The sequence below is a fragment of the Pseudomonas boreofloridensis genome, from assembly GCF_030580795.1.
In the GTDB taxonomy this organism is placed as follows: domain Bacteria; phylum Pseudomonadota; class Gammaproteobacteria; order Pseudomonadales; family Pseudomonadaceae; genus Aquipseudomonas; species Aquipseudomonas boreofloridensis.
The window spans coordinates 29,614-50,830 of record NZ_JAUQOQ010000010.1 but is presented as its reverse complement, the minus strand read 5'-3'; the positions used below and the strand labels follow the sequence as shown (position 1 = coordinate 50,830).

Here is a 21,217-nt window from a genome sequence, read left to right as displayed (position 1 = left end):
CGACACATATTACGGAGTGCCTGGGCGAGATTCCATGCCCGATGCCCTGCTCACGACCCACAGCCCTGCAGCCGCGCCTTGCCCAGCCATTGACTCAATTGCATCGGCGGCAGGTGCACCAGCCCCGCCGGGGTTTCGCACACCGGCTGGATGAAGTTGTCGCTGAACAGCAGCTTGCCGTGCACGAAGTGCTCGTTGGCGCGCAGGTTGGGGTTGTCGATGCGCGTACCGAGCCGAGCCGCCAACCACTTGCCGATCTCGTAGTGGCTGATCCAGCGTTCGCGCTTCAGCGCCTCCAGCGCCTGCTGCGGCGCGTCGCGGCTGATGACGATCATCGGCACGTCGCTGACTTCCGGCACCAGGTCGTTGTGCCCCCACTGGCCGTTCTCGCCCAGGCGCTGGCCGTGGTCGCCGGTGATCACCAGGTAGCGCTCGCCGTCGAGCTGGTCGAAGCGGGCGATCAGCTCATCGAGCAGCCCGTCCAGGTAATGGATCGAGTTGTCGTAGGCGTTGCCCTGGGCCTGCGCGCCCTGGTCCGGCCACGGTGCCTTGCCGCCTTGATGCACGTAGTTCTGGGCATAAGGCAGATGCGCGGTGCGCAGGTTGAGCACGACGAAATTGCGTTCGGCGAAGCGCTGGCGGTCGAGAATCTCCAGCAGCGCATGGTCCTGACGTTCGAGAAAGCGCAGCGGGTGGTCCTCGCGGGTGATCGACACGTCCAGGTAGCGGCTGCCCAGGTGCGCCAGCAGCCGCGACTCCTGCGAGGAAATCCAGTGCGTGCGCAGGCCGGCCTGGCGGGCGAGGCGGAACAGATTGACCTGGCCCTCGCGCAGCAAGTGGTCCTGGCCGGGCTCGCGGATCGGGTTGAGCAGATAAGGCAAGCTCACATCGGTCGCCACGCCCGCCGACACCCCGGGGCGCAACACGGCACTGGGATGCTCGCGCAAGTAGGCCTGAAGCTTGGGCGTGGTTTGCCGTGAGTAGCCGTACACGCCCATGCGCTCGCTGCGCAGCGAATCGGCCACCACCAGCCACACATGCTTGGCCGTGCTGGGGATCGCGCTCAACCGGTACGGCGCGAACGGCGCCGGGGGCAGGCTCGGCTCGCTGCGCAGCGCCAGGCGCACGGCCCAGGCGGAATAGGCATTGAGGCTGTTGTGCAGCCCACTGCGGGTCGGCCCCGGAGTGAACGAATCGAGGTTGCGGTAGGTGGCCCGGTACGGCTTGGCCAGCAGTACCAGGGCGATCAGCACCAGCGCCCAGCGGCTGGCGGGCAGGGTCACCTGCGAAGGCACCTGCCAGTGCAGCGCAATCAGCAGGCTGTAGGGCAACAGCACGCTGAACGCCGCATGCCAGTGCGCGCCCAGGCTGTGCCAGGCGGTCTGCCCGACTTCGCCAGGCTCGCGTAGCAGGCTGCGGATGTCGATGGCGCTCAGCGGCTCGCCGAAAAAGCTGATGTTGGCCAGTTGCAGCAGTTGCATGCTGGCGAACACTGCCAGGATCGCCACCACCAGCCCGCGCAGGTTGCACAGCCACAGGGCCAGGCAGAACACCCACAGCCCGGCCACCCAGCCGGCCTCGAGTTCGGCGCGGTTGTTGGGGCTGAACCGTTGCTGGATGAAATCGTCGGCCAGCAGCAGCACGCAGCTCAGGCTGGCCAGGACGAGCAGGCGCAGCCAAGCGGCGGCGCTGTCATTGCGTCGAATGAAGGTGAAGAACATCGACATGAAGGCTCTCGCGGTCAGTGATCGTCAGGCACGCGGCGACGGCCGGTGAGCATCGACAGCGGCAGGTTCTCGCGCAAACGCAGGCTCTCCACCAGCGCCGCCAGCAGGTGCACGCACACCAGCACCAACAGTCCGTCGGCCAGCCAGGCATGCAGGTTGGCCGGCCAGTCCGCGCCCCACAGCGCGTCCACTTCGCGCATCAGAAAGCCGCTCAGGCCCAGACCGCCGATGCAGCCGAGCATCGCCAGCATCACCAACGCGCCAATCGGCGAATGGCCCAGGCGGTGGAACGGTTGCCCGCGCAGCAAGGCCCTGGCATGGGCCGCCAGGCGCGCCGGCGTGGGCCAGAAATCGGCCCAGCGGGCGCTGCGTGGACCGACGAAGCCCCAGAGCACACGCAGCGCCAGACAGCCCGCCGCGTAGTAGCCCAGCCATTGGTGCCAGCGCTCGCCCTCCTCGTTGAGGAAGTAGTTGGCGACGAACACCGCGGCGAACGACCCGTGACACAGTCGCAGCAGCGGGTCCCACAGCCGCACGCTGGCCGCGCACATCAGTCTTCGATCTCGGTCTTCACCGCTTTGCCGGAGACCGGGTCGTGATAGATCTCGACCTTGCGCCCGTCCTTGTCGAAGCCATAGATCTCGTAGCAGTTGCCTTGGGTGACCTTGAACTTGTTGATGGTGTAGCCCTGGTCCTTGAGTGTGGCCTGGAACGCCGCCGGGTCCTGCCAGGTGGCCTTGTCGGCGGTGGTGCATTGAGTGGCGGCGAAGCTGGCGCTGCTGCCCAGCAGCAGGGCGAGGGCAAGGAAGGTACGCATGGCATCGAACTCATGTGGTGAAGGTGCCAGGCACGATGGGCCGCCAAGCTTAATGCCAGCTTAGTCAGTCATCACTGGTTACATTTCACTGGACGAGGGCCTGGCCGCAAGGCCCATCATGGCGGCTTTCACGGGAAAGAGACCCCTGGCATGCGCGTCCTGCTGGTTGAAGATGATCAGTCCCTGGCGCAGGGTATCCGCAGCGCCCTGCGCGACGAAGGCTATACCCTCGACTGGCTGGCCGACGGGCTGAGCGCTGCGGCGGCGCTGCGTGCCGAGCATTTCGACCTGGTGCTGCTCGACCTGGGGCTGCCGCGCTGCGATGGCCTGAGCCTGCTGCGCGACCTGCGCGCCCAGCCCGACGGCGATGTGCCGGTGCTGATCCTCACCGCCCGCGACACCACCCGCGACCGCATTCTCGGCCTGGACGCCGGCGCCGACGACTACCTGGTCAAGCCCATCGAGGTGGACGAGCTCAAGGCGCGCATCCGCGCCCTGCTGCGCCGCAGCCAGGGTCGTGCGCAGCCTTTGATCGAGCACGCCGGGGTCAGCCTGGACCCGGCCCGTCACGCCGTGAGCTACCAGGGCACACCGGTCACCCTCACCGCCATGGAGTTCCAGTTGCTGCACCAACTGCTGGCCCGCCCCGGCCATGTGCTGACCCGCGAACGCCTGGCCGACGGGCTCTACGGCTGGCAGGAGAACGGACCGGGCAACACCCTCGAAGTGCTGATCCACAACCTGCGGCGCAAGCTCGACAGCCGGCTGATCCGCACCGTGCGCGGCGTCGGCTACCTGATCGAGGGCACGCCATGATCGCCATGCGCACGCGCATCCTGCTGCCCACCCTGTTGTTGGTGGTCATCGGCAGCCTCGGGCTGGTGCTCAGCGTGCTGCGCGACCACCACCGGGAAATCGAGAACGTCTACGACGCCCAACTGGTGCAGGCCGCGCGAGTGCTCCAGGGCCTGCTGCGACAGATGCCCGCCGACGCCGACTGGCAAGCGATCCGCCAGGCACTGGACCAGGCCATGGACCAGTCCAGCGCCTCGATCCTCAGTCATCCCTACGAAATCAACCTGGCCTTCCAGATCTGGCGCAGCGACGGCGAACTGCTGATGCGCTCGGCCGACGCCCCACCGCTGGAAACGCCGCCTGCCCCCGGCATCCACGACGTGCTGTACCTGGGCCAGGACTGGTGCGGCGTGCTCCTTCAGGACAGCCAGCGCGGGCTGCTGATCTGGGTCGGCGAGCGCGACGACCTGCGCCAGGACCTGATCCAGCGCATCGCCGACCAGGCGCTGGCCCCGGCGCTGATCGGCATTCCGAGCCTGGCGCTGTTGATCTGGCTGCTGCTGGGCTGGGGCCTGCGCCCGCTGCGCCGTCTCACCCGCCACTTGCGCGCGCGGCCCATCGACAGCCTCGAACCGCTGTCGAGCGCCGCGCTGCCCGTAGAGCTGGCGCCCATGGCCGATGCCCTGAACCATCAACTGCTGCAACTCACGCGCCTGCTGGAGCGCGAACGACGCTTCATCGCCGACGCCGCCCACGAACTGCGCACGCCCTTGGCGGTCTTGGCGATCCACGCCAGCAACGCCCGCCGGGCAGCGGACCCGGCGGCCCGCGACGAAGCGCTGGCCTTGCTCGAACAGGGTGTGACCCGCGCCACGCGCCTGGCCAGCCAACTGCTCACCATGGCCCGCCTCGAACCGCTGATCCAGGCCCGTCAACGCATCGAGCTGGACGCTTTGGCCCGCGAGGAGCTGGCCGAACTGACCCCGCTGGCGCTGCGCCGCGACGTGGAACTGGTGCTGGACGAAGACGGCCCCAGCCCGGTACACGCCGACCCGACGGCCATGACCGTGATGCTGCAGAACCTGGTGGGCAACGCGCTGCAATTCAGCCCGCCCGGCAGCGAAATCACCGTGACCTTGCGCCGCCAACCGGGCTGGACCGAGTTGCAGGTGCTCGATCAAGGCCCCGGCGTCGCCAGCGAAGCGCTCACCCGCCTGAGCGACCGTTTCTACAGCGCCAACAACCCGGCCGGCGCCGGCCTGGGGCTGGCGATCGTGGCGCTGGTGATCGACCAGCTCGATGGCGCACTGGAGTTCTTCAACCGCGAGGGCGGCGGCTTCGGCGTGCGCGTGCGGGTGCCGAGCTGATTCATTTGCAAAGCCGATCAATGGCAAAGAAAAACAAACTTCTCAAATCAGCGCCCGCCAGGGATGCTGTGCCATCCTTCACCGTCTGCGGAGAACAACAATGAAAGAAGTCGCCATCGTCGCCGCCACCCGCACTGCCATCGGCAGCTTCCAAGGGGCCTTGGCCAACGTCTCGGCCGTCGACCTGGGCGCTGCGGTGATCCAGCGCCTGCTGGCCCAGACCGGCCTGGACCCGGCGCAGGTCGACGAGGTGATCCTCGGCCAGGTACTCACCGCAGGCGCCGGGCAGAACCCCGCGCGCCAGGCGGCGGTCAAGGCTGGCCTGCCCCACGCGGTGCCGGCACTGACCTTGAACAAGGTCTGCGGCTCGGGCCTGAAGGCCGTGCACCTGGCGGCCCAGGCGATTCGCTGCGGCGATGCCGAGGTGGTGATCGCCGGCGGTCAGGAGAACATGAGCCTGGCGCCGTACGTGCTGCCCTCGGCACGCACCGGCCAGCGCATGGGTCACGGTCAACTGGTCGACAGCATGATCAGCGACGGCCTGTGGGACGCCTTCAACGACTACCACATGGGCATCACCGCCGAGAACCTGGTGAGCCAATACGGCATCAGCCGCGAGGCCCAGGACACCTTTGCCGCCGAGTCCCAGCGCAAAGCACTGGCGGCCATCGAGGCCGGGCGCTTCGAGGACGAGATCACGCCCATTCACATTCCCCAGCGCAAAGGCGAACCGCGGGTGTTCGACACCGACGAGCAACCGCGCCCCGGCACCACGGCCGAGTCGCTGGGCAAACTGCGGGCGGCGTTCAAAGCCGATGGCAGCGTCACGGCGGGCAACGCGTCGAGCCTGAACGATGGCGCCGCTGCGGTGCTGCTGATGAGCGTGGAAAAAGCCCAGGCGCTGGGCCTGCCGGTGCTGGCCACCATCAGTGGCTACGCCAGCGCCGGGGTGGATCCGGCGATCATGGGCATCGGCCCGGTGTCGGCGACCCGTCGCTGCCTGGACAAAGCCGGTTGGCAGTTGGCGGACCTTGACCTGATCGAAGCCAACGAAGCCTTCGCCGCCCAGGCCCTGGCGGTGGGTCAGGAACTGGGCTGGGACGCCGCGAAGGTCAACGTCAACGGCGGCGCCATCGCCCTGGGCCATCCCATTGGCGCCTCGGGCTGCCGGGTGCTGGTGACCCTGCTGCACGAGATGATCAAGCGTGACGCGAAGAAAGGTCTGGCCACCCTGTGCATCGGCGGTGGCCAAGGCGTGGCGCTGACGCTGCGGCGCTAGGCCGCCGTCTTCTGCAGGACCGCCAGCTCCGGGGCGCTGGCGGCCTTGGCCAGTTGCACCACTTCCCGGCATTTCTGCACGGCGAAAGCCAGCGCGCTTTTCGAATCGACGCAGTGGTCACCGCCCTGCTCCACTGCACCGTGCAGCAGCGGGCACGACGGCGCCACCCACAGTCGGTCGCCCAGGCGCTCGGCGGCATGGCGCAGCACCTCGAAGGCGTTGTCCAGGTCGCTGGCGCCGACGTTGCCGCCGTTGACCACCCCCAGCGACAGCACCTTGTAAGCCGGCAGACGGTCGAGGACGATCGGGTACTGCTCAGGGGCGCGCACCAGATCGATGTGCAGGCCATCGACCGGCAGGTTGGCGGCCAGCCCCAGGTTGCCTGCAAGCCCGTCGAAGTAAGTGGCCACCAGCTTTTTTAGCGGTGCGCGTTGCAGGATGTTGTAAACGCGCTCGTAGGCATTCTTCCAGTCCTGAGGCAGGTCCAGTCCCAGGATCGGCTCGTCGATCTGTACCCATTCCACGCCTTGGGCAGCCAGGCGATTGAAGATGTCGTCGTACAGCGGCAGCAGGCGATCAACCAGTTCGAGCGTGTCGAACCCGGCGTCCTTGGCCTTGCCCAGCCACAGGTAGGTCAACGGACCGAGCACCACGGGTTTCACCGCATGACCCAGGGCCTTGGCTTCGTCGACCTCCTCGAACAACGGCTCCCAGCTCAGGGTGAAACGCTGGTCAGCGCTCAATTGCGGGACCACGAAGTGGTGAGGGGTATCGAACCACTGGGTGGTTTCCTGGCCATGGGCAGCGCCACGGGCCAGGTCGGACAAGGTGTGCACGGTCGAGGCAGCGCCTGGCGCCTGACCGAAGCGCTCGGGGATCACACCGAAGGCCAGCGAATGGGTCAGCACGGGGTCATACCAGGCGAAGTCGCCGACCGGCAGCAACTCGATACCGGCGTCTTTCTGCGCCTGCCAATGGCTGGCGCGCAACGTGCGACCGACGGCACGCAGGCCGGCCTCATCCAATTCACCCGCGCAGAAGGCGTCCAGGGCTTTTTGCAACGCATGATCATGTGCGATGCGTGGAAAACCCAGGTTATGTGCCAGTGCCATTGTCCTACCCCTGCCGTGGAAAATTCGATGAAGCGAATTCTGGCGGTACGCAGAACGTGAGACAAACTCACAAAATTTGAGATCAAGTTCATTTTTCCTCATGTTTGACCTAACCTCTGCGTCGCGCCCTGGCGCCTGTGTCTGTTCCAGAGCGGTCGCGTACGCGTGCAGACAAGCCGCCGCGTTGCGCCCAGGCAACACTGTGATCCTGCCCGTCCTTCGGTATTTTTCATGAGCCTGCTCAGACAAGCCCTGCACGACCACTCCTTCGTCTGTGTCATGGAGTTCGTGCCCAAGCCTTCGGCCAAGCGCTTCGCCGAGCTGGCCAGCATCATGGCCCGCGAGCACCTGTGCGGCTGGCCGCTGGCGGTGTCGGTCGGCGATCGCGTCGGCAGCGCGCTGGATCTGTCGCCGCTCGACGCCTGCCAGAGTTTCGAGACGCCGGTGCCGACGCTGCTGCACTTTTCCGGCAAGGACCGTGAGCGCCAGGAGCTGCTGGCGCAGTTGCCGCGCATGGATGCCGCCGGCCTGGACCAGTTGCTGGTGCTGACCGGCGACCGCCTGCCCGGTCACACGCCGGGGCAGCGTCCGGTGCGTTACCTGGAGTCGGTGGCGGCGCTGCAGATCGTGCGTCAGGCGCGCCCCGACTGGCTGCTGGGCGCGGCGCTGAATCCGTTCAAGTACCGCGAAGAGGAAGGCGGTGCGCAGTATTTCAAGGCCGAAAAGAAGCTCGCGGCCGGGGCCGACTTCTTCATCCTGCAACTGGGCTTCGACTTCCAGAAATACCGCGAGGCCCAGCGCTGGATGCAGCGCCAGCCCACGCCCCGGCCCATGCTGGCCTGCATCATGGCGCTCACTGAAGGTCGTGCGGCGATGCTCGAGCATGTCGCTGGCGTCACCGTCAGCCCGGCCATGCGCCGGGTGCTGACCGCCGAGGCCGCCGTGTCCAAGGCTTTCGCCAGCCAGCGCGGCATCGAGCGCCTGGCCTTGCAAATCATCGGCCTGCGTTTGTTGGGCTATGCCGGGATCAACCTCTCCGGGGTGCATTCGCTGGAGCAGTTCGTGGCGCTGGAGCAGGCGCTCGACACCCGCCTGGCGCAGGTGCAGACGCTCGATGACTGGCAGACAGCCTGGGACCAGGCCTGGCAGATGGCGGGCGTGGAAACGGTGAGCTTCCACCCGCCTGGCCACCCTTGGCAGGAAGGCCAGCGCGGGGTGCGTGCATCGGCGCTCGAACAGACCCGCTACCACCTGCTGTCGGCCCTGCACCATCAACTGTTCGACCGCCAGACGCTGCTCAGCAGGGCATTCGGCTGGGGCGTGCGCCAGCCCCTGTGGTCCGCGCCCAAGGCGGCGCGCCTGCTGCACCGGCTGGAGCGCAGCCTCAAGCGGCCGCTGGTGGGGTGCGATACTTGCGGGCAGTGCCGGTTGCAGGACACCCTGTACATCTGCCCGGAAACCTGCCCCAAAGGCCTGGCCAACGGGCCGTGTGGCGGGACGCAACTGAACCGCTGCGAGTTCGGCGACCGCGAATGCATCCATAGCCGCAAGTACCGCACGGCGGTGTCGGTGGGGCAGACCGAGGTGCTCGCGCAGCGCCTGATTCCGTGCGTGGAGGTGGGCGGGCGGCAGCGCAGTTCGTGGCCTCGGTGGTTTGCCGAATCCGCGACGAGCGTGGGCAACGAGGCTCAGCAGGAATTGACGCAGGGCTAGCCTGGCGCGGGCCGGAACCTCATTGTCCGCCATCCCTGGCATCATGAGCCGCCCAGTCCACCCGCCGATCAGGATGCCCGCGTGACCCGCGACCAACTCGAAACCCAGCAGATTCCCGTCTATCTCGGCACCGTCTGCATCGCCCTCGCCATCGGCCTGCTCGCGCCGGGCGTGGGCAGCACCCTGCAGGCGCTGATCACGCCCGCCATCGCCGTGCTGATGTACGCCATGTTCCTGCAGATTCCATTTCTGGACCTGCGCCAGAGCCTGTCCAACCGGCGCTTCATCGCCGCACTGCTGCTGGCCAACTTCGTCCTCGTTCCGCTGCTGGTGTGGGCCGCCACCCGTTCCCTGCTGGACCACCCCGCCCTGCTGATCGGCGCCCTGCTGGTGCTGCTCACTCCGTGCATCGACTACGTGGTGGTGTTCACCCACCTGGGCCGGGGCGACGCACGCCTGACGCTGGCGGCCACGCCGCTGCTGCTGGTGCTGCAACTGCTCCTGCTGCCGCTGTACCTGGCCGTCATGCTCGACGGCTCGCCACCTGTGGCACTTTCCGTCGCGCCGTTCGTCGAAGCCTTCATGCTGCTGATCGTCCTGCCGCTGACCCTGGCCGTGCTGAGCGGCGCCGGGGCTCGTCGCTCGGTCGTGTTGGCGCGCTGGAACGCGGCCTGGGCCTGGCTGCCCGTACCGGCCATGGCGCTGGTGCTGCTGGCCGTGATCGGCTCGCAGATCGCCGCGCTGGCTGAGGATGTCACCCGCCTGTTGCCGCTGATTCCGCTGTACATCGGCTTCATGGTGCTGGCGCCTGTGCTCGGTTGGGCCTGCGCCCGGTGCCTGCGCCTACCGGCAGAACAGGCGCGTGCCGTGAGCTTCAGCGCCGCCACGCGCAACTCGCTGGTGGTGTTGCCGCTGGCCCTGGCCCTGCCGGAGCCGTTGAGGGCGCTGGCCGCCGCCGCGGTGATCACCCAGACGCTGATCGAATTGATCGGCGAACTGGTCTATGTACGGCTGATTCCGCGGCTGGTGCGCTAAACACCGGGCCGTCGGCAAGCAAGGCAAAATGCTATCATCGAGAAGCCTTTCGTGAGTGCTTCAAGTGGAAACGACCGTGAACGACCTGACCCGCGAACAACTTGAAGCCGAGGTGGCGCGCCTGCGCGAAGCCCTGACCACGGCCGGCCTGGACGTCGAGCACCTGGACGAAACCAAGGAACGCTATCGCCTGGCGGCCAAGGCCACCAACGACGCGATCTGGGACTGGGACCTGGTGTGCAACCATGTGCAGTGGAACCCTGCCCTGGAACAGGCCTACGGCCATTCGCCCGCGCAGATATTGGCGACCGGCGAATGGTGGTTCGAGCACATCCACCCCGAAGACCGCGCCCGCGTGCACACCTCGATCCATGCCGTGATCGATGGCGAAGGCAGTGCCTGGACCGACGAGTACCGCTTCCGCCGCAGCGACGGCGGCTATGCCGATGTGCTCGACCGAGGCCACGTCATCCGCAACGCCCAGGGCCAGGCCGTGCGCATGATCGGCGCCATGCTCGACCTGACCCACACCCGCTCGGCCGCCACCGCCCTGCGCAAGAGCGAGGAGCGCTTTCGCACCATCGTCGAGACCATCGAAACCGCGTTCGCCATCGTCGAGGTCAAGTTCGACGAACGCGACGAACCGGTCGACTACCGCTTCATCGAGGTCAACCCGGCCTTCGAGCGCGAGTCGGGGGTCAACCTGCGCGGCAAGTGGGTCACCGAATACGCGCCAGACCTGGAAAGCTTCTGGTTCCAGACCTACGGCCATGTCGCCAAGACCCGCGAGCCCGCCAATTTCGAGAACTACGCCGAGGCCTTCGGCCGCTGGTTCGACGTGCGCGCCGTGCCGGTGGGCGACCCCAGCGAGCGGCAGATCGGCATCTTCTTCAACGACGTCACCGCCCGCCGCAACGCCCAGGAACGGCTGCGTGAAAGCGAGGAACTGGCGCGCTCGAACATCGAGCGGGTGCAACTGGCCCTGGCCGCCGGGGCCATCATCGGCACTTGGCACTGGGACTTGCCCACCAACTGCTTCACCGTCGACCCGGCCTTCGCCCAGGCCTTCGGCCTCGACCCGGCACTGGGCCGCACGGGGCTGAGCCTGGAACAGGTGATCGCCACCGTGCACCCGGACGACCGCGCCGGGTTGATCGCCGCCATCGACGACGCCATCGGCCGTGGCGGCGCCTACGCCCACCAGTACCGCGTGCGCCGCGCCGACGGCTGCTACTACTGGCTGGAAGCCAACGGCCGGGTCGATTACGCCGATGGCAAGCCCAAGGATTTCCCCGGCGTGCTCATCGATGTCGAGGACCGGCGCACCCTGGAGGCCGAGCGCGACCGCGCCACCGCCGCCCTGCGCGCCCTCAACGACACCCTCGAACAGCGGGTGGCCGAGCGTACCGCCGAGCTGATGCAGGCCGAGGAAAAACTGCGGCAGTCGCAGAAGATGGAAGCGGTCGGGCAGCTCACGGGCGGCCTGGCCCACGACTTCAACAACCTGCTCACCGGCATCTCCGGCTCGCTGGAACTGATGAATGCGCGCCTGGCCCAGGGTCGCTTGACCGACCTGGACAAGTACATCGCCGCCGCCCAGGGCGCCGCCCGCCGCGCCGCTGCCCTCACCCACCGGCTGCTGGCGTTCTCCCGGCGCCAGACCCTCGACCCGCAGCCGACCGACGTCAACGCGCTGATCATGGGCATGACCGACCTGATCCAGCGCACGGTCGGCCCGGCCATCAGCATCGAGACACTCGGCGCCAGCCATCCGTGGCCGGCGCGGGTGGACCCCAGCCAACTGGAAAACGCCCTGCTCAACCTGTGCATCAATGCCCGCGACGCCATGCCCGACGGCGGTCGCGTGCGCATCGAGACCGCCAACCGCTGGATCGACCACGAGGTGGCACGCAGCCTGGACCTGGTCCAGGGCCAATACCTGTCGCTGAGCGTAAGCGACACCGGGACCGGCATGAGCCCCGACGTGGTGGCCAAGGCCTTCGACCCGTTCTTCACCACCAAGCCCCTCGGCCAGGGCACCGGCTTGGGGCTGTCGATGATCTACGGCTTCGCCAAGCAGTCCGGGGGCCAGGTGCGTATGCAGTCGGAGGTGGGCGTCGGCACCGAAGTGAGCATTTACCTGCCGCGCTACGTGGGCGATGTCGAGCGCGAACAGAACCTGGAAGAACAGTCGCACGATGCCGCGTCGCGCGCGGGGCAGACCATCCTCATCGTCGACGACGAGCCGACCATTCGCATGCTGCTCACCGATGTGCTCCGCGACCAGGGCTACGCGGTGATGGAGGCCGCCGACAGCGTCGCCGGGCTCAAGGTGCTGCGCTCGGACGTGCACATCGACCTGCTGATCAGCGACGTCGGCCTGCCCGGCGGCATGAACGGCCGGCAGATGGCCGACGCCGGCCGCGAACTGCGTCCGGGCCTGGGCATCCTGTTCATCACCGGCTACGCCGAGACCGCCGCCGTGGGCGATGGTCAGTTGGAGGCAGGGATGCAGGTGCTGACCAAACCCTTCGCCGTGGAAGAGTTGGCGGCGCGGGTGCGGGCGGCGATGGGCGAGGTGTGAGGCGCGCCTGCCGCACCTGAACATACTCACCGGCTGATCGCCGCCATCGCGCTGGCGCGAAACATTTTTGGGGTGGACCGGGACACCCAGAGCAACGCCGTATACTCGCATCTGGCCAAATGATGGCAATGATTGTCACTTCTGTCGGGTACGCGGGGAATCGATGAAGCGAGCCGAATTGATGGGTCGATTGCAACACGGGATCGACGAATGCTACCGAGGCGACATCGATGAAGCGGTCACTCGCCACTTGGAGCTGATGCTCGGCCACTACCGGCGCAAACCCTTCTTCTACAAAAGCCTGATGAAGTACGACCGGCTGATGGTGGTGATGGCGCTGCTGTGCTTCCACTTCCGCGACCCGCTGACACCGCTGTCACGGGTCAAGGAGTTCTGCGAGCAGCGCGGCTACCTGTCGCGCAACAGCCTCGAATCGTACTTCTCGTTCTTCATGATCACCGGTTACATGCATGTCTGGACGCACCCGGAGGACGCCCGGCTGCGCCTGTACCGACCGACACGCACGGCGCTGGAAGAAGCCGTCAATGTCACCCGCGCCTATCTGCTGCCCGCCCAGTTGCTGCGCCCAGGCGCCCTGACGCTGGACCTGGAGAACCCGCAGCCCTGGCTGCGCGACTATTTCGTCAGGCTGGGCCAGTTGCTCGAGGCCGATCTGATGCTCGACAGCCTGCTGCCGGGCGCCAAATGGATCATGAACAAGGACGGCGGTCACCTGCCGATGCTGGCGCTGCACCTCGACGCCCTGGCCCATCGCTCGGTGGGCGGCGGCTACAAGGTCTCGACCTACGCCGAGCTGTCGGCGCGCCTGTGCGTGTCCAAGACCCACCTGATGCGGCTGGTACGCGAAGGCGAGCAAAAGGGCTACTTCCGTTGTGTGGGCACGCTGGTGGAAATGCGACCGGCCTTCGCCGAGCTGGTCAGGCACACCATGGCAATCAATTTCGCCGTCGCGCAGGTCAGCATGGAGTTGTGTGTGGATGCCCAGGAATCTCGAATCGCTCAGCCCGATGCCCAGTGTCTCGGCTAGCCATGAACAGCGTATCCGGCTGCTGCTGCGCCAGGGCATCATTGCCGTCCAGTTGCTGGTGATCGTCACCTGGGGCCTGGTGCATGTGATGCTGGCCGAACGCCTCAGCCGGCCCGGCGCCTGGGTCACCCTGGCGACGTTGTCAGGGCTGTTTCTGATCCAGACCTTCACCGTTTCCCACCGCGTCTGGCGGTTTTCCGGGCTGCTGTTCGTCCTGGCAGCGGTCAGCGGCTTTCGCCTGATCTTCGAGGAATACCCGCTGCTGTACGAACACTACGCCCTGCCCCTGACGGTGCTGGCGGTGGTCGGTGCCTCGCTGCTGATTCGCGGACCGATGGATTACCTGGTGGTCGCCTCGCTCACCTGGCTGCTGGTCTGGCCCTTCGCCGGCTCCGCGCACGACAGCGCGCGCTGGAGCTATCTGGCGCTGTTCGTGACCTTTTCCATTGGTCTGGGCTGGATCAACAGCCGCACTTACCTGCGCGCGCTGCAGGTCACCCTGGACGTGGAGCAGCACTACCGCACGCTGTCGGAGACCGATCACCTGACCGGCCTGCTCAACCGCCGCGCGCTCATGGAGCGCTTCGAGCGTTTCGTCGCCAGCCACCCGGCGGGCTACTTCATGATGATCGACATCGACGACTTCAAGCGGGTCAACGACAGTCTCGGCCATGCGGCGGGCGACCAGGTGCTGTGCCTGCTGGCCCGGCGCCTGAAAGCCAAGGCCGGGGCCGACTATGTCGGCCGTCTGGGCGGCGAGGAGTTCGGCATCATTCTCAATACCCAGGACGCTTCGCGGGCCGTGGCCTGGGCAGAAAGCCTGCTACAGGAGGTACGTCAGTCGCGCGACGCCCCCGCGCCTTTCACCTTCAGCGCGGGCTTGGTGCCCTTCGTCCACGGCCAGGCGCTGTCGGACATCCTCATCCATGCGGACCGCAACCTGTACCGGGCCAAGCGCGCCGGCAAGGACCGCGTGCAACTGGGCAGCCCCACCGGCCTGCCGGTGTGACACGCGCGCCGGTGAGTCGTTGCCGGGGCGGATGAAATAGGCCCCGGTCGGCGAGTCGATGGTTTCCAACGCCCCTTCCTGCCGTTACTCTCGGCACTCCTCATTGCCCGAGCCTCCCCGATGCGCCGCTTCCTCATTCCCCTCGTGCTGGCCTGCACCAGCGCGCTCGCCCAGGCGCAGACCAGCGCGCCGGCGGCCTGGACCCTCAAGGACCAGTTCGACACCGCCTACACCCTGGACCCAACCACACGCGTGGTACTGATCGCCCGCAGCCACGCCACCGCCAACCTGGTCAACAGCGCCGTGGAGCACACCCAGCCCGGCTATCTGGATGCCCGCAAGGTGGTCTTCGTCGCCGACATCGCCCGCGTGCCGGGGCTGGTACTCAAATTCCTGGTGCCGAACATGCGCTCGGCCAACTACCGCATCCTGCTCGACCGCGACGGCCAGGTGGCCGAACTTTACGCGGGTGATCGCGAAACCGTGCAGTGGCTGGACATGGACCAGGGCAAGGTGGTGCGCGAGCGTCATTTCGAGGATCTCGCCAGCCTGCGCCAGGCCCTGGCCTCGCTGGTGCCGCCGCAGGGTGACGGGCAAGCGGCGCAGACGCGTCCGTAAGCGGCTTTGTTCAGCGTCGTTCGGCACGTCTGCGACAGGCGGTGGTCCAAGCTCTGACCGAGATCGAATAAGCCGAGGGCTTGCGTCATCAGAACGCCAACCCACAGCCGACTTCACTGCCTTAGCCCGGAGCCGCCATGAGCCAGCCCATCTTTCCCCAGCCCTTCGAAGCCATTGGCTGTGCCCAGTGCCGCAACCTGGAAAGCCTGGGTTTCGACATCACCATGGCGTTCCAGCCCATCGTCCATGTGCCCACGGGCAAGCCCTTCGCCTACGAGGCGCTGGTGCGCGGGCTGAACGGCGAAGGCGCGGCGGACATCCTGGCCAAGGTCTCGGCCGACAACATGTACCGCTTCGACCAGGCCTGCCGGGTCAAAGCCATCGAGCAAGCGGCGGCACTGGGCCTGAATCACCTGGACCACTGCAAGCTGAGCATCAATTTCCTGCCCAACGCCGTCTACCGCGCCAGCACCTGCATTCGCGCTACCCTGGAAGCCACCCGCACCTTCGACTTCCCGGCCGACAAACTGATCTTCGAAGTGACCGAAGGTGAGCGCGTGGAGGATCCCGAACACCTCAAGTCGATCTTCGCCGAATACAAGAACCAGGGCTTCACCACCGCCATCGACGACTTCGGCTCGGGCTATTCGGGCCTGAACCTGCTGGCCGAGTTCCAGCCGGACATCCTCAAGCTGGACATGGCCCTGACCCGCCGCATCAGCAAAGACCCCGTGCGCCAGGCTATCGTCGCCGGCATCGTGCTGGTGGCGCTGCGCTTGGGCATCACGCTGGTCGCCGAGGGCATCGAGACCCAGGCCGAGTGCGATGCCCTGTCCGGGCTGGGGGTGGAGTTGATGCAGGGGTATCTGTTTGCCAAACCTGAAGTGAATGCATTGCCGCTGGTGGAGCGGCTGCGCGGCTGAGCGCGAGGCGCAGTGGCTCGCCAGCGATGCGATCAAAGCGGCCCGGCAAGGCGCGAGTTGTCATCCACCGAGAATGCGCACACCTGTAGCGATTGGCACAGCCGCGTCAGTTGCTGTTCGACTTCGCTGAACGAAGCATCGGACCAGGCGGCGCCGAACCTGAGCGATAAATGCACTGACGTGACGGGCTGACCGCTGAGGCTGCCTTCGACCGTACAGGTCTCGCCGTGGGCGAAAAAGCCGTCGATGCAGCCGGGGAATACGGCATTGAGTGCGTCGAGTACGAATGACTCGCTGCCGATCTCGTGCACCTCGTCGAGGTCTTGCAGGTCGTCGATATCGAGGTCGTCTGGCTTGAGAAGGATGATGTCGTAGCTCATGGCGGTTGGGGGGCGGGCGGTGTGGTAGGGGCAACGTAGCGTGGGGTTTGGGGGGCGTCAATGGGTTGAGGGACGTCCCCGTTCATCCTTCTACCTCGTGCGCCCGACTCATCGCGGCTCTGTTCAAGACGCGTCCGACATACATCAAAGCGCTGAATTTCTAAGCTCTCGAACTCACCATCACCGGGCACTCGCTGCGCTATTGGGCCGCGCGATGCATCAATCGGCATCTGCGCAGGGGTCGAAGGCAGTTCTGAGCATGTGCCAAGCTAATTTGCGGGATTCGCCATGACGATACTGACATTTCCCATCTTTACGTTTATTAAGCGATTCTACCCAGTCGCGATCCTAGGCCTTTTACTGACATTAACGGTATCGGTCATAGCCACCGATGCCGTCGCGGCATTCTTTTTTAAATCTGACCCCAACTATCACCTGTACTCCATCGGCATGCTGGCGGCGGGCGCGTTCACAGTGGGGCCTGCTCAATACGCGGTCATGCGCGGCACCAGTGAAGCGACATGGGTAATCGTCGTCTTGCTGGTCCTTTACTTGCTGGCCAGCGCGTTGATGTACTTGAAGCCCGGAATGGAGATCTTCTCTGTGATCGGCATGCTGTCATCTTGCGCGGCCCTCGCCTGCTTCAACAGCCGTCGCTACCGCCAATTATGCAAGCGGGTAAAGGTGATTCGTCGAATGCGTGAACGCTTGTCACACACGTTCTGAAATCCACACCATCCGACACTGTCGCGCGCGTCTTATGGGAGCAGCCTCGTGTCGCCACAGATCCGCGCAGAGTTACAGGCCTCAAGGCTGTGTACTTACTGAGCAACGCCTGGAGAACACCCAGTCACTTCACCGCGAGGCAACTCCCCTACCGGCTACTGGCCCTCTCCTCCACAGCCGTCGAACAACGCACCGCATTGCTCTGCCATCAACCGGGTGATGATACGGATCGCCTGATGAATGCCCGCCGTACTGTGCACACTCAACTGCGGATTGTGCTCGCACTCGAGCAAGTCATCCTGCTGGGCCAGCGCCTCGCCCAGTAACTCGAGTGTCCAGGCATAGGATTGAATGGTCGAAAGCCGCTCCCGGTCAGTCATGACGCACCTGCCTGGGCTGTTGCTTGAATTCGGTATGAGCGGGGTATGGAGGGGCGCCACGTGCAGAGCGGCGGAGAACGGATGCGAGGATCCTGCGAGGGATAGCGGTGAGCATGCATGAAACTCCAAGTTAGGTTGGAGCTGCCACGCATCGTCGCCAAACAATTGGGTGGCAGCTGTACGCAGGTTGGCGAACCGGGAACTTGGAACCCGGCAGACCCGCAGGTCTCCCACGCACAGCCGCCATGGCACGAGGCTGCGGACGCAAAAAAAGCGCCTGCAATCGTGTGGGGCGCCGCTGCGCCAAGTTGTCCCGGGTCGCCAAACCCGATCGCGGAGATTGCCGCGACAGACAGAATTCAGGCCTATCGCTGACTCAGTGCAAGCCGCTGAGGGCGTGCGCCGCGCTGCGACGTAAGTTTTGGGAACCGTCCGACGCGCAGCACTGCGTTGCACAAGCGCGCCATCCTTCACCAAGGAAATCGACATGAACATTGCTCATCAAGCGGCTCGCTCTCCAAACGGGCGATAGGCGGCGGCGCTAGGACCGGAACTACATGAAACATTCTTCAGAACGTATTAGTCCCGCTGGGTCCTGGCGGTCGCTAACATGGTGTTTTTACCCAGAGAAATACCGATGACTCGCATACTGTCCCTCGCGGCCCTTATGGTCGCTTCCATGACATGCTCGGCCGCTGATGCAACGTCGGCACAGACCCTCACCGTTCTGAGTTCCGGCGGCATCATGGGTGCGATCCAGGCCGTCGCGCCGACTTATGAAAAGCAGTTCGGCGTGAAACTCGAAGTGCTTGCCGCGCCCTCGATGGGCGACACGCCTCAGGCCGTTCCAAACAGGCTGGCGCGTGGTGAGCACGCTGACGTCGTGCTCATGGTAGGTTCGGCGCTGGACAATTTGGTGAAAGCGGGCCAAGTGGATAAAACCAGCCGGGTCGACCTCGGCGAATCGTTCATTGCCATGGCCGTGCGTAAAGGCGCCCCGAAACCGCAGATCGGCACCATGGAGCAGTTTCGCACAGTGCTCCTGAACAGCAGCTCGGTCGCTTACTCCGACAGCGCGAGCGGTGTCTACCTGTCCAAGACTCTGTTCCCGCGCATGCAACTGGGCGAGCAGTTTCTGGCCAAGGCTCACATGATTCCTGCTGAACCGGTCGGCTCGGTGGTCGCTCGCGGCCAGGCCGAAATCGGCTTCCAACAGCTAAGCGAACTCAAGCCGGTACAGGGTATCGACATCGTCGGTCTGATTCCCGACCAAGCGCAGAAAATGACCCTGTATTCTGGCGCAGTCGTCAGCAAGAGCGAGCATCACGCAGCAGCCCAGGCGCTGCTCGATTACCTGGCATCGACGAAAGCTGATAAAGCGATCCAGGACAGCGGCCTGAAGCCAGTGGCTCATTCAGCACACTGATGCGTGTCAGACCGGGCGCAACGTGGGGCTTGAGCGGGTGACCGACAAGCCCCCGCGCGCGGGTCAGGTCATACAACCGAGCCCGCCCTGGGCCACAGCTCTGGCAACGGCGATGCGCGCCCCCCCGTGACCGTCAACGATTAGGCCATTTGGCCAACAGAATCGATACGAACTTCTCCGCCGCTGGCGACAGAGACGCCCCTCGGCGATACACCAATCCCAGGGTCCGGGTGACTTGGGGATCGATCAGCGGCACACTGACCAACGTGGGATGGTCGGCATTGGGCATCGCCAAGCTGGGCATGGCCGATACGCCCAAGCCGGCCTCGACCATGCCCAGAGACGTCGACAAGTGCTGCACCTCGTAGAACCATTTCGGCCGCAGCGTGAGTCCGGCCAACGCATGGTCGAGCAGCATCCGGTTGCCGCTCAGTCGGCCTACGCCAATCAATCGATAGTCGGCCAGCTCGGTCCAGGTCACGGCATCCTGTTTGGCCAAGGGGTGGTCACGCCGGCAAGCAAGCACGAAATGCTCCTGCACCAAAGGAACGAACTCGATGTCCGGATGCTGGCCGCTCATCATGTTGATGCCGAAGTCAGCCTCACCGCGCAACACCGCCTCCAGGCCATCGTTGGCGCTCAGGTCCAAGAGGCGGATGCGGATTTTCGGGTACTGCTCGTTGTAGTCGCGGATGACCGAGGGCAGAAAGTAGAACGCCGCCGTCGGAATGCACGCCAGTGTGACTTGTCCGCTTTGACGCTCAGCGAGTTCCCGAATACTCAGGATCGAATCCTCGAAGTCATCGAGCAGGCGTCGAGCCTTGGGCAGAAAATCCCGTCCAACGCTGGTCAGGCTGACGCGACGCGTGGTCCTTTCGAGTAAGGGGGTGCCCAGCCCGTCTTCCAATTTTTTTATTCGGCGGCTCAACGCAGGTTGGGAAAGATGCAGGAGCTCGGCTGCCTCATGAAAGCTGCCAACTTCCGCGATCTTCACGAAAGATCGAATATCTTGCAGCTCATATTCCATTTCGGATCACTCTCTGACTGCCAACGAACTATTTCGCCATACGAAATAATCATGACGATTTTTGCATTGGATTGATTGATGAGGCCCTGTCACTCTTGCCCTCACAACATCAATGATGCCCATTGATCAACAAGAGTGCGAAATTATGCAACGAATTCCTTGCGTGCTCATGCGCGGCGGCACCTCCAAGGGGCCTTTTTTCCATGCCTGGGATCTCCCTGCCAACGTGGTCGAACGCGACGAATTGCTAATCAACCTGATGGGCTCGGGGCACGAACTGGAAATCGACGGTATCGGTGGCGGCAGCCCACAGACCAGTAAAGTGGCGATCGTCAGTCCGTCCCTGCATGCCGATGCGGACGTCGACTACCTGTTCGTCCAAGTGATGGTCGCTGATCGGCGAGTCGACACGGCCCCCAACTGCGGAAACATGCTCTGCGCCGTAGGCCCTTTCGCCATCGAGCAAGGACTGGTCAAGGCTGAAGATGGCAAGACGCTGGTGCGCATCCGCAATCTGAATACCGATACCTTGGTCAATTCTCTGGTGGAAACGCCTGGAGGAATCGTGCGCTACGAGGGCCGTACGGCCATCGACGGCGTACCCGGCACGGCGGCCCCTGTGCACTTGACCTTCCTCGACGCGGTGGGCAGCAAAACCGGCAAGCTGTTCCCGACCGGCAAGGCCCAGGAAGTGATCGACGGCGTAGCGGTGACCTGCATCGACATGGCCATGCCGATGATGATCATCGATGCCCATCAGTTGGGCATCACCGGCTCGGAAACCCCAGCGCAACTGGATGCGAACAAGCCCCTGCTGCGGCGCCTGGAAGCACTGCGGCTCAAAGCGGGCAAGGCCATGGGCCTAGGTGACGTCAGCGCCATGGTGGTTCCCAAGCCCGTGTTGGTTTCCAAACCGCGTCATGACGGGACGCTGCAAGTGCGTTACTTCATGCCTCACAACTGCCATCGTGCACTGGCCATCACCGGTGCAATCGGGTTGGCGACCGCCTGCGTCAGCCCTGGCACGGTAATCATGGATATGCTTGGCGGTCAGGCCCAGCACTTGGAAGAGGTACGCTTGGAACACCCCAGTGGGGGCATCGATGTGGCGCTCTCGCGCACGGGCACCGACGGCAAAACGTTGCAGGCTTCCGTCGTCCGGACTGCCCGTCGACTGTTCTCTGGCTTCGTATACGCCCCGACCCTGCGTAGGTTGGCGGGCTAGGCAGGCCTAGCCACACATCGCTTACC

19 protein-coding genes and 1 pseudogene are annotated in these 21,217 nt (G+C 65.2%); 13 read left to right on the top strand and 7 right to left on the bottom strand.

Going from position 1 to position 21,217, the window contains the following annotated elements; translation table 11 throughout:
• Window positions 1–50 precede the first annotated feature (50 nt).
• From Q6A47_RS13765 to Q6A47_RS13755, 3 genes are read right to left on the bottom strand one after another with little or no spacing between them, the layout of a single operon-like run.
• The gene (locus Q6A47_RS13765; RefSeq protein WP_304484576.1) at window positions 51–1,727 is read right to left on the bottom strand and encodes a phosphoethanolamine transferase; all 1,677 of its coding nucleotides are present in this window, start codon (window positions 1,725–1,727) and stop codon (window positions 51–53) included.
• 14 nt (window positions 1,728–1,741) lie between these two features.
• On the bottom strand, window positions 1,742–2,278 hold the full coding sequence (locus Q6A47_RS13760) for a cytochrome b/b6 domain-containing protein (protein ID WP_295487320.1): 537 nt from the start codon (window positions 2,276–2,278) through the stop codon (window positions 1,742–1,744).
• A complete protein-coding gene (locus Q6A47_RS13755) occupies window positions 2,278–2,544 on the bottom strand; it encodes a PepSY domain-containing protein (protein ID WP_029614391.1) in 267 nt (88 codons plus the stop codon). Before Q6A47_RS13755 ends, Q6A47_RS13760 begins: the two co-directional genes overlap by 1 nt.
• A gap of 150 nt (window positions 2,545–2,694) precedes the next feature.
• On the opposite strand from Q6A47_RS13755, the gene Q6A47_RS13750 reads away from it, so the two are divergent.
• The 3 genes from Q6A47_RS13750 to Q6A47_RS13740 all read left to right on the top strand — a co-directional run bounded on the left by Q6A47_RS13750 (window position 2,695) and on the right by Q6A47_RS13740 (window position 5,985).
• Window positions 2,695–3,360 (top strand): response regulator, encoded by a 666-nt coding sequence (locus Q6A47_RS13750; RefSeq protein ID WP_304484575.1) that lies wholly within the window; start codon window positions 2,695–2,697, stop codon window positions 3,358–3,360.
• Window positions 3,357–4,706 (top strand): ATP-binding protein, encoded by a 1,350-nt coding sequence (locus Q6A47_RS13745; RefSeq protein ID WP_304484574.1) that lies wholly within the window; start codon window positions 3,357–3,359, stop codon window positions 4,704–4,706. The genes Q6A47_RS13750 and Q6A47_RS13745 overlap by 4 nt, the downstream gene beginning before the upstream one ends.
• A 100-nt stretch (window positions 4,707–4,806) precedes the next feature.
• Entirely contained in the window at window positions 4,807–5,985 is a 1,179-nt protein-coding gene (locus tag Q6A47_RS13740) for an acetyl-CoA C-acetyltransferase (protein ID WP_304484573.1), read from the top strand.
• Between the two features lie 20 nt (window positions 5,986–6,005).
• On the opposite strand, the pseudogene Q6A47_RS13735 reads toward Q6A47_RS13740, so the two are convergent.
• Window positions 6,006–7,097 (bottom strand): annotated as a pseudogene (locus tag Q6A47_RS13735) (5-methyltetrahydropteroyltriglutamate--homocysteine S-methyltransferase); the annotation flags it as partial.
• A 231-nt stretch (window positions 7,098–7,328) separates the two neighbouring features.
• Here Q6A47_RS13735 and Q6A47_RS13730 point away from each other — a divergent pair.
• The 7 genes from Q6A47_RS13730 (at window position 7,329) to Q6A47_RS13700 (ending at window position 16,027) form a co-directional block, all read left to right on the top strand.
• Window positions 7,329–8,810, top strand: coding sequence for a methylenetetrahydrofolate reductase C-terminal domain-containing protein (locus Q6A47_RS13730; RefSeq protein ID WP_304484572.1), 1,482 nt, complete (start codon window positions 7,329–7,331; stop codon window positions 8,808–8,810).
• Window positions 8,811–8,891: 81 nt separating this feature from the next.
• Window positions 8,892–9,845 carry an arsenic resistance protein gene (locus Q6A47_RS13725; protein WP_304484571.1) on the top strand — a complete coding sequence of 318 codons (954 nt, stop codon included), beginning with the start codon at window positions 8,892–8,894 and terminating at the stop codon, window positions 9,843–9,845.
• Between the two features lie 76 nt (window positions 9,846–9,921).
• Window positions 9,922–12,429, top strand: a complete 2,508-nt coding sequence (locus Q6A47_RS13720) for a PAS domain-containing hybrid sensor histidine kinase/response regulator (RefSeq protein ID WP_369811502.1) — start codon at window positions 9,922–9,924, stop codon at window positions 12,427–12,429.
• A 181-nt stretch (window positions 12,430–12,610) separates the two neighbouring features.
• Window positions 12,611–13,477 carry a hypothetical protein gene (locus Q6A47_RS13715; protein ID WP_240326881.1) on the top strand — a complete coding sequence of 289 codons (867 nt, stop codon included), beginning with the start codon at window positions 12,611–12,613 and terminating at the stop codon, window positions 13,475–13,477.
• Window positions 13,428–14,486, top strand: a complete 1,059-nt coding sequence (locus Q6A47_RS13710) for a GGDEF domain-containing protein (protein WP_080754760.1) — start codon at window positions 13,428–13,430, stop codon at window positions 14,484–14,486. Before Q6A47_RS13715 ends, Q6A47_RS13710 begins: the two co-directional genes overlap by 50 nt.
• Before the next feature lie 120 nt (window positions 14,487–14,606).
• Window positions 14,607–15,104, top strand: coding sequence for a hypothetical protein (locus tag Q6A47_RS13705; protein WP_304484570.1), 498 nt, complete (start codon window positions 14,607–14,609; stop codon window positions 15,102–15,104).
• A gap of 137 nt (window positions 15,105–15,241) precedes the next feature.
• The gene (locus tag Q6A47_RS13700; protein WP_304484569.1) at window positions 15,242–16,027 is read left to right on the top strand and encodes an EAL domain-containing protein; all 786 of its coding nucleotides are present in this window, start codon (window positions 15,242–15,244) and stop codon (window positions 16,025–16,027) included.
• A 32-nt stretch (window positions 16,028–16,059) separates the two neighbouring features.
• Here Q6A47_RS13700 and Q6A47_RS13695 read toward each other — a convergent pair whose 3' ends face one another.
• Entirely contained in the window at window positions 16,060–16,407 is a 348-nt protein-coding gene (locus Q6A47_RS13695) for a hypothetical protein (RefSeq protein WP_304484568.1), read from the bottom strand.
• Window positions 16,408–16,695: 288 nt separating this feature from the next.
• Here Q6A47_RS13695 and Q6A47_RS13690 point away from each other — a divergent pair, with 288 nt between their 5' ends.
• Window positions 16,696–17,133, top strand: a complete 438-nt coding sequence (locus Q6A47_RS13690) for a hypothetical protein (protein WP_304484567.1) — start codon at window positions 16,696–16,698, stop codon at window positions 17,131–17,133.
• 155 nt (window positions 17,134–17,288) lie between these two features.
• On the opposite strand, the gene Q6A47_RS13685 is transcribed toward Q6A47_RS13690, so the two are convergent.
• The gene (locus Q6A47_RS13685) at window positions 17,289–17,513 is read right to left on the bottom strand and encodes a hypothetical protein (RefSeq protein ID WP_304484566.1); all 225 of its coding nucleotides are present in this window, start codon (window positions 17,511–17,513) and stop codon (window positions 17,289–17,291) included.
• 637 nt (window positions 17,514–18,150) lie between these two features.
• Between Q6A47_RS13685 and Q6A47_RS13680 the strand changes: the two genes are divergently transcribed.
• Complete coding sequence (locus Q6A47_RS13680; protein WP_304484565.1) at window positions 18,151–18,939, top strand: substrate-binding domain-containing protein; 789 nt, start codon at window positions 18,151–18,153, stop codon at window positions 18,937–18,939.
• A gap of 133 nt (window positions 18,940–19,072) precedes the next feature.
• On the opposite strand, the gene Q6A47_RS13675 is transcribed toward Q6A47_RS13680, so the two are convergent.
• Window positions 19,073–19,966 carry a LysR family transcriptional regulator gene (locus tag Q6A47_RS13675; protein ID WP_304484564.1) on the bottom strand — a complete coding sequence of 298 codons (894 nt, stop codon included), beginning with the start codon at window positions 19,964–19,966 and terminating at the stop codon, window positions 19,073–19,075.
• A gap of 145 nt (window positions 19,967–20,111) precedes the next feature.
• Between Q6A47_RS13675 and Q6A47_RS13670 the strand changes: the two genes are divergently transcribed.
• Window positions 20,112–21,191, top strand: a complete 1,080-nt coding sequence (locus Q6A47_RS13670) for a 4-oxalomesaconate tautomerase (RefSeq protein ID WP_304484563.1) — start codon at window positions 20,112–20,114, stop codon at window positions 21,189–21,191.
• Window positions 21,192–21,217 lie beyond the last annotated feature (26 nt).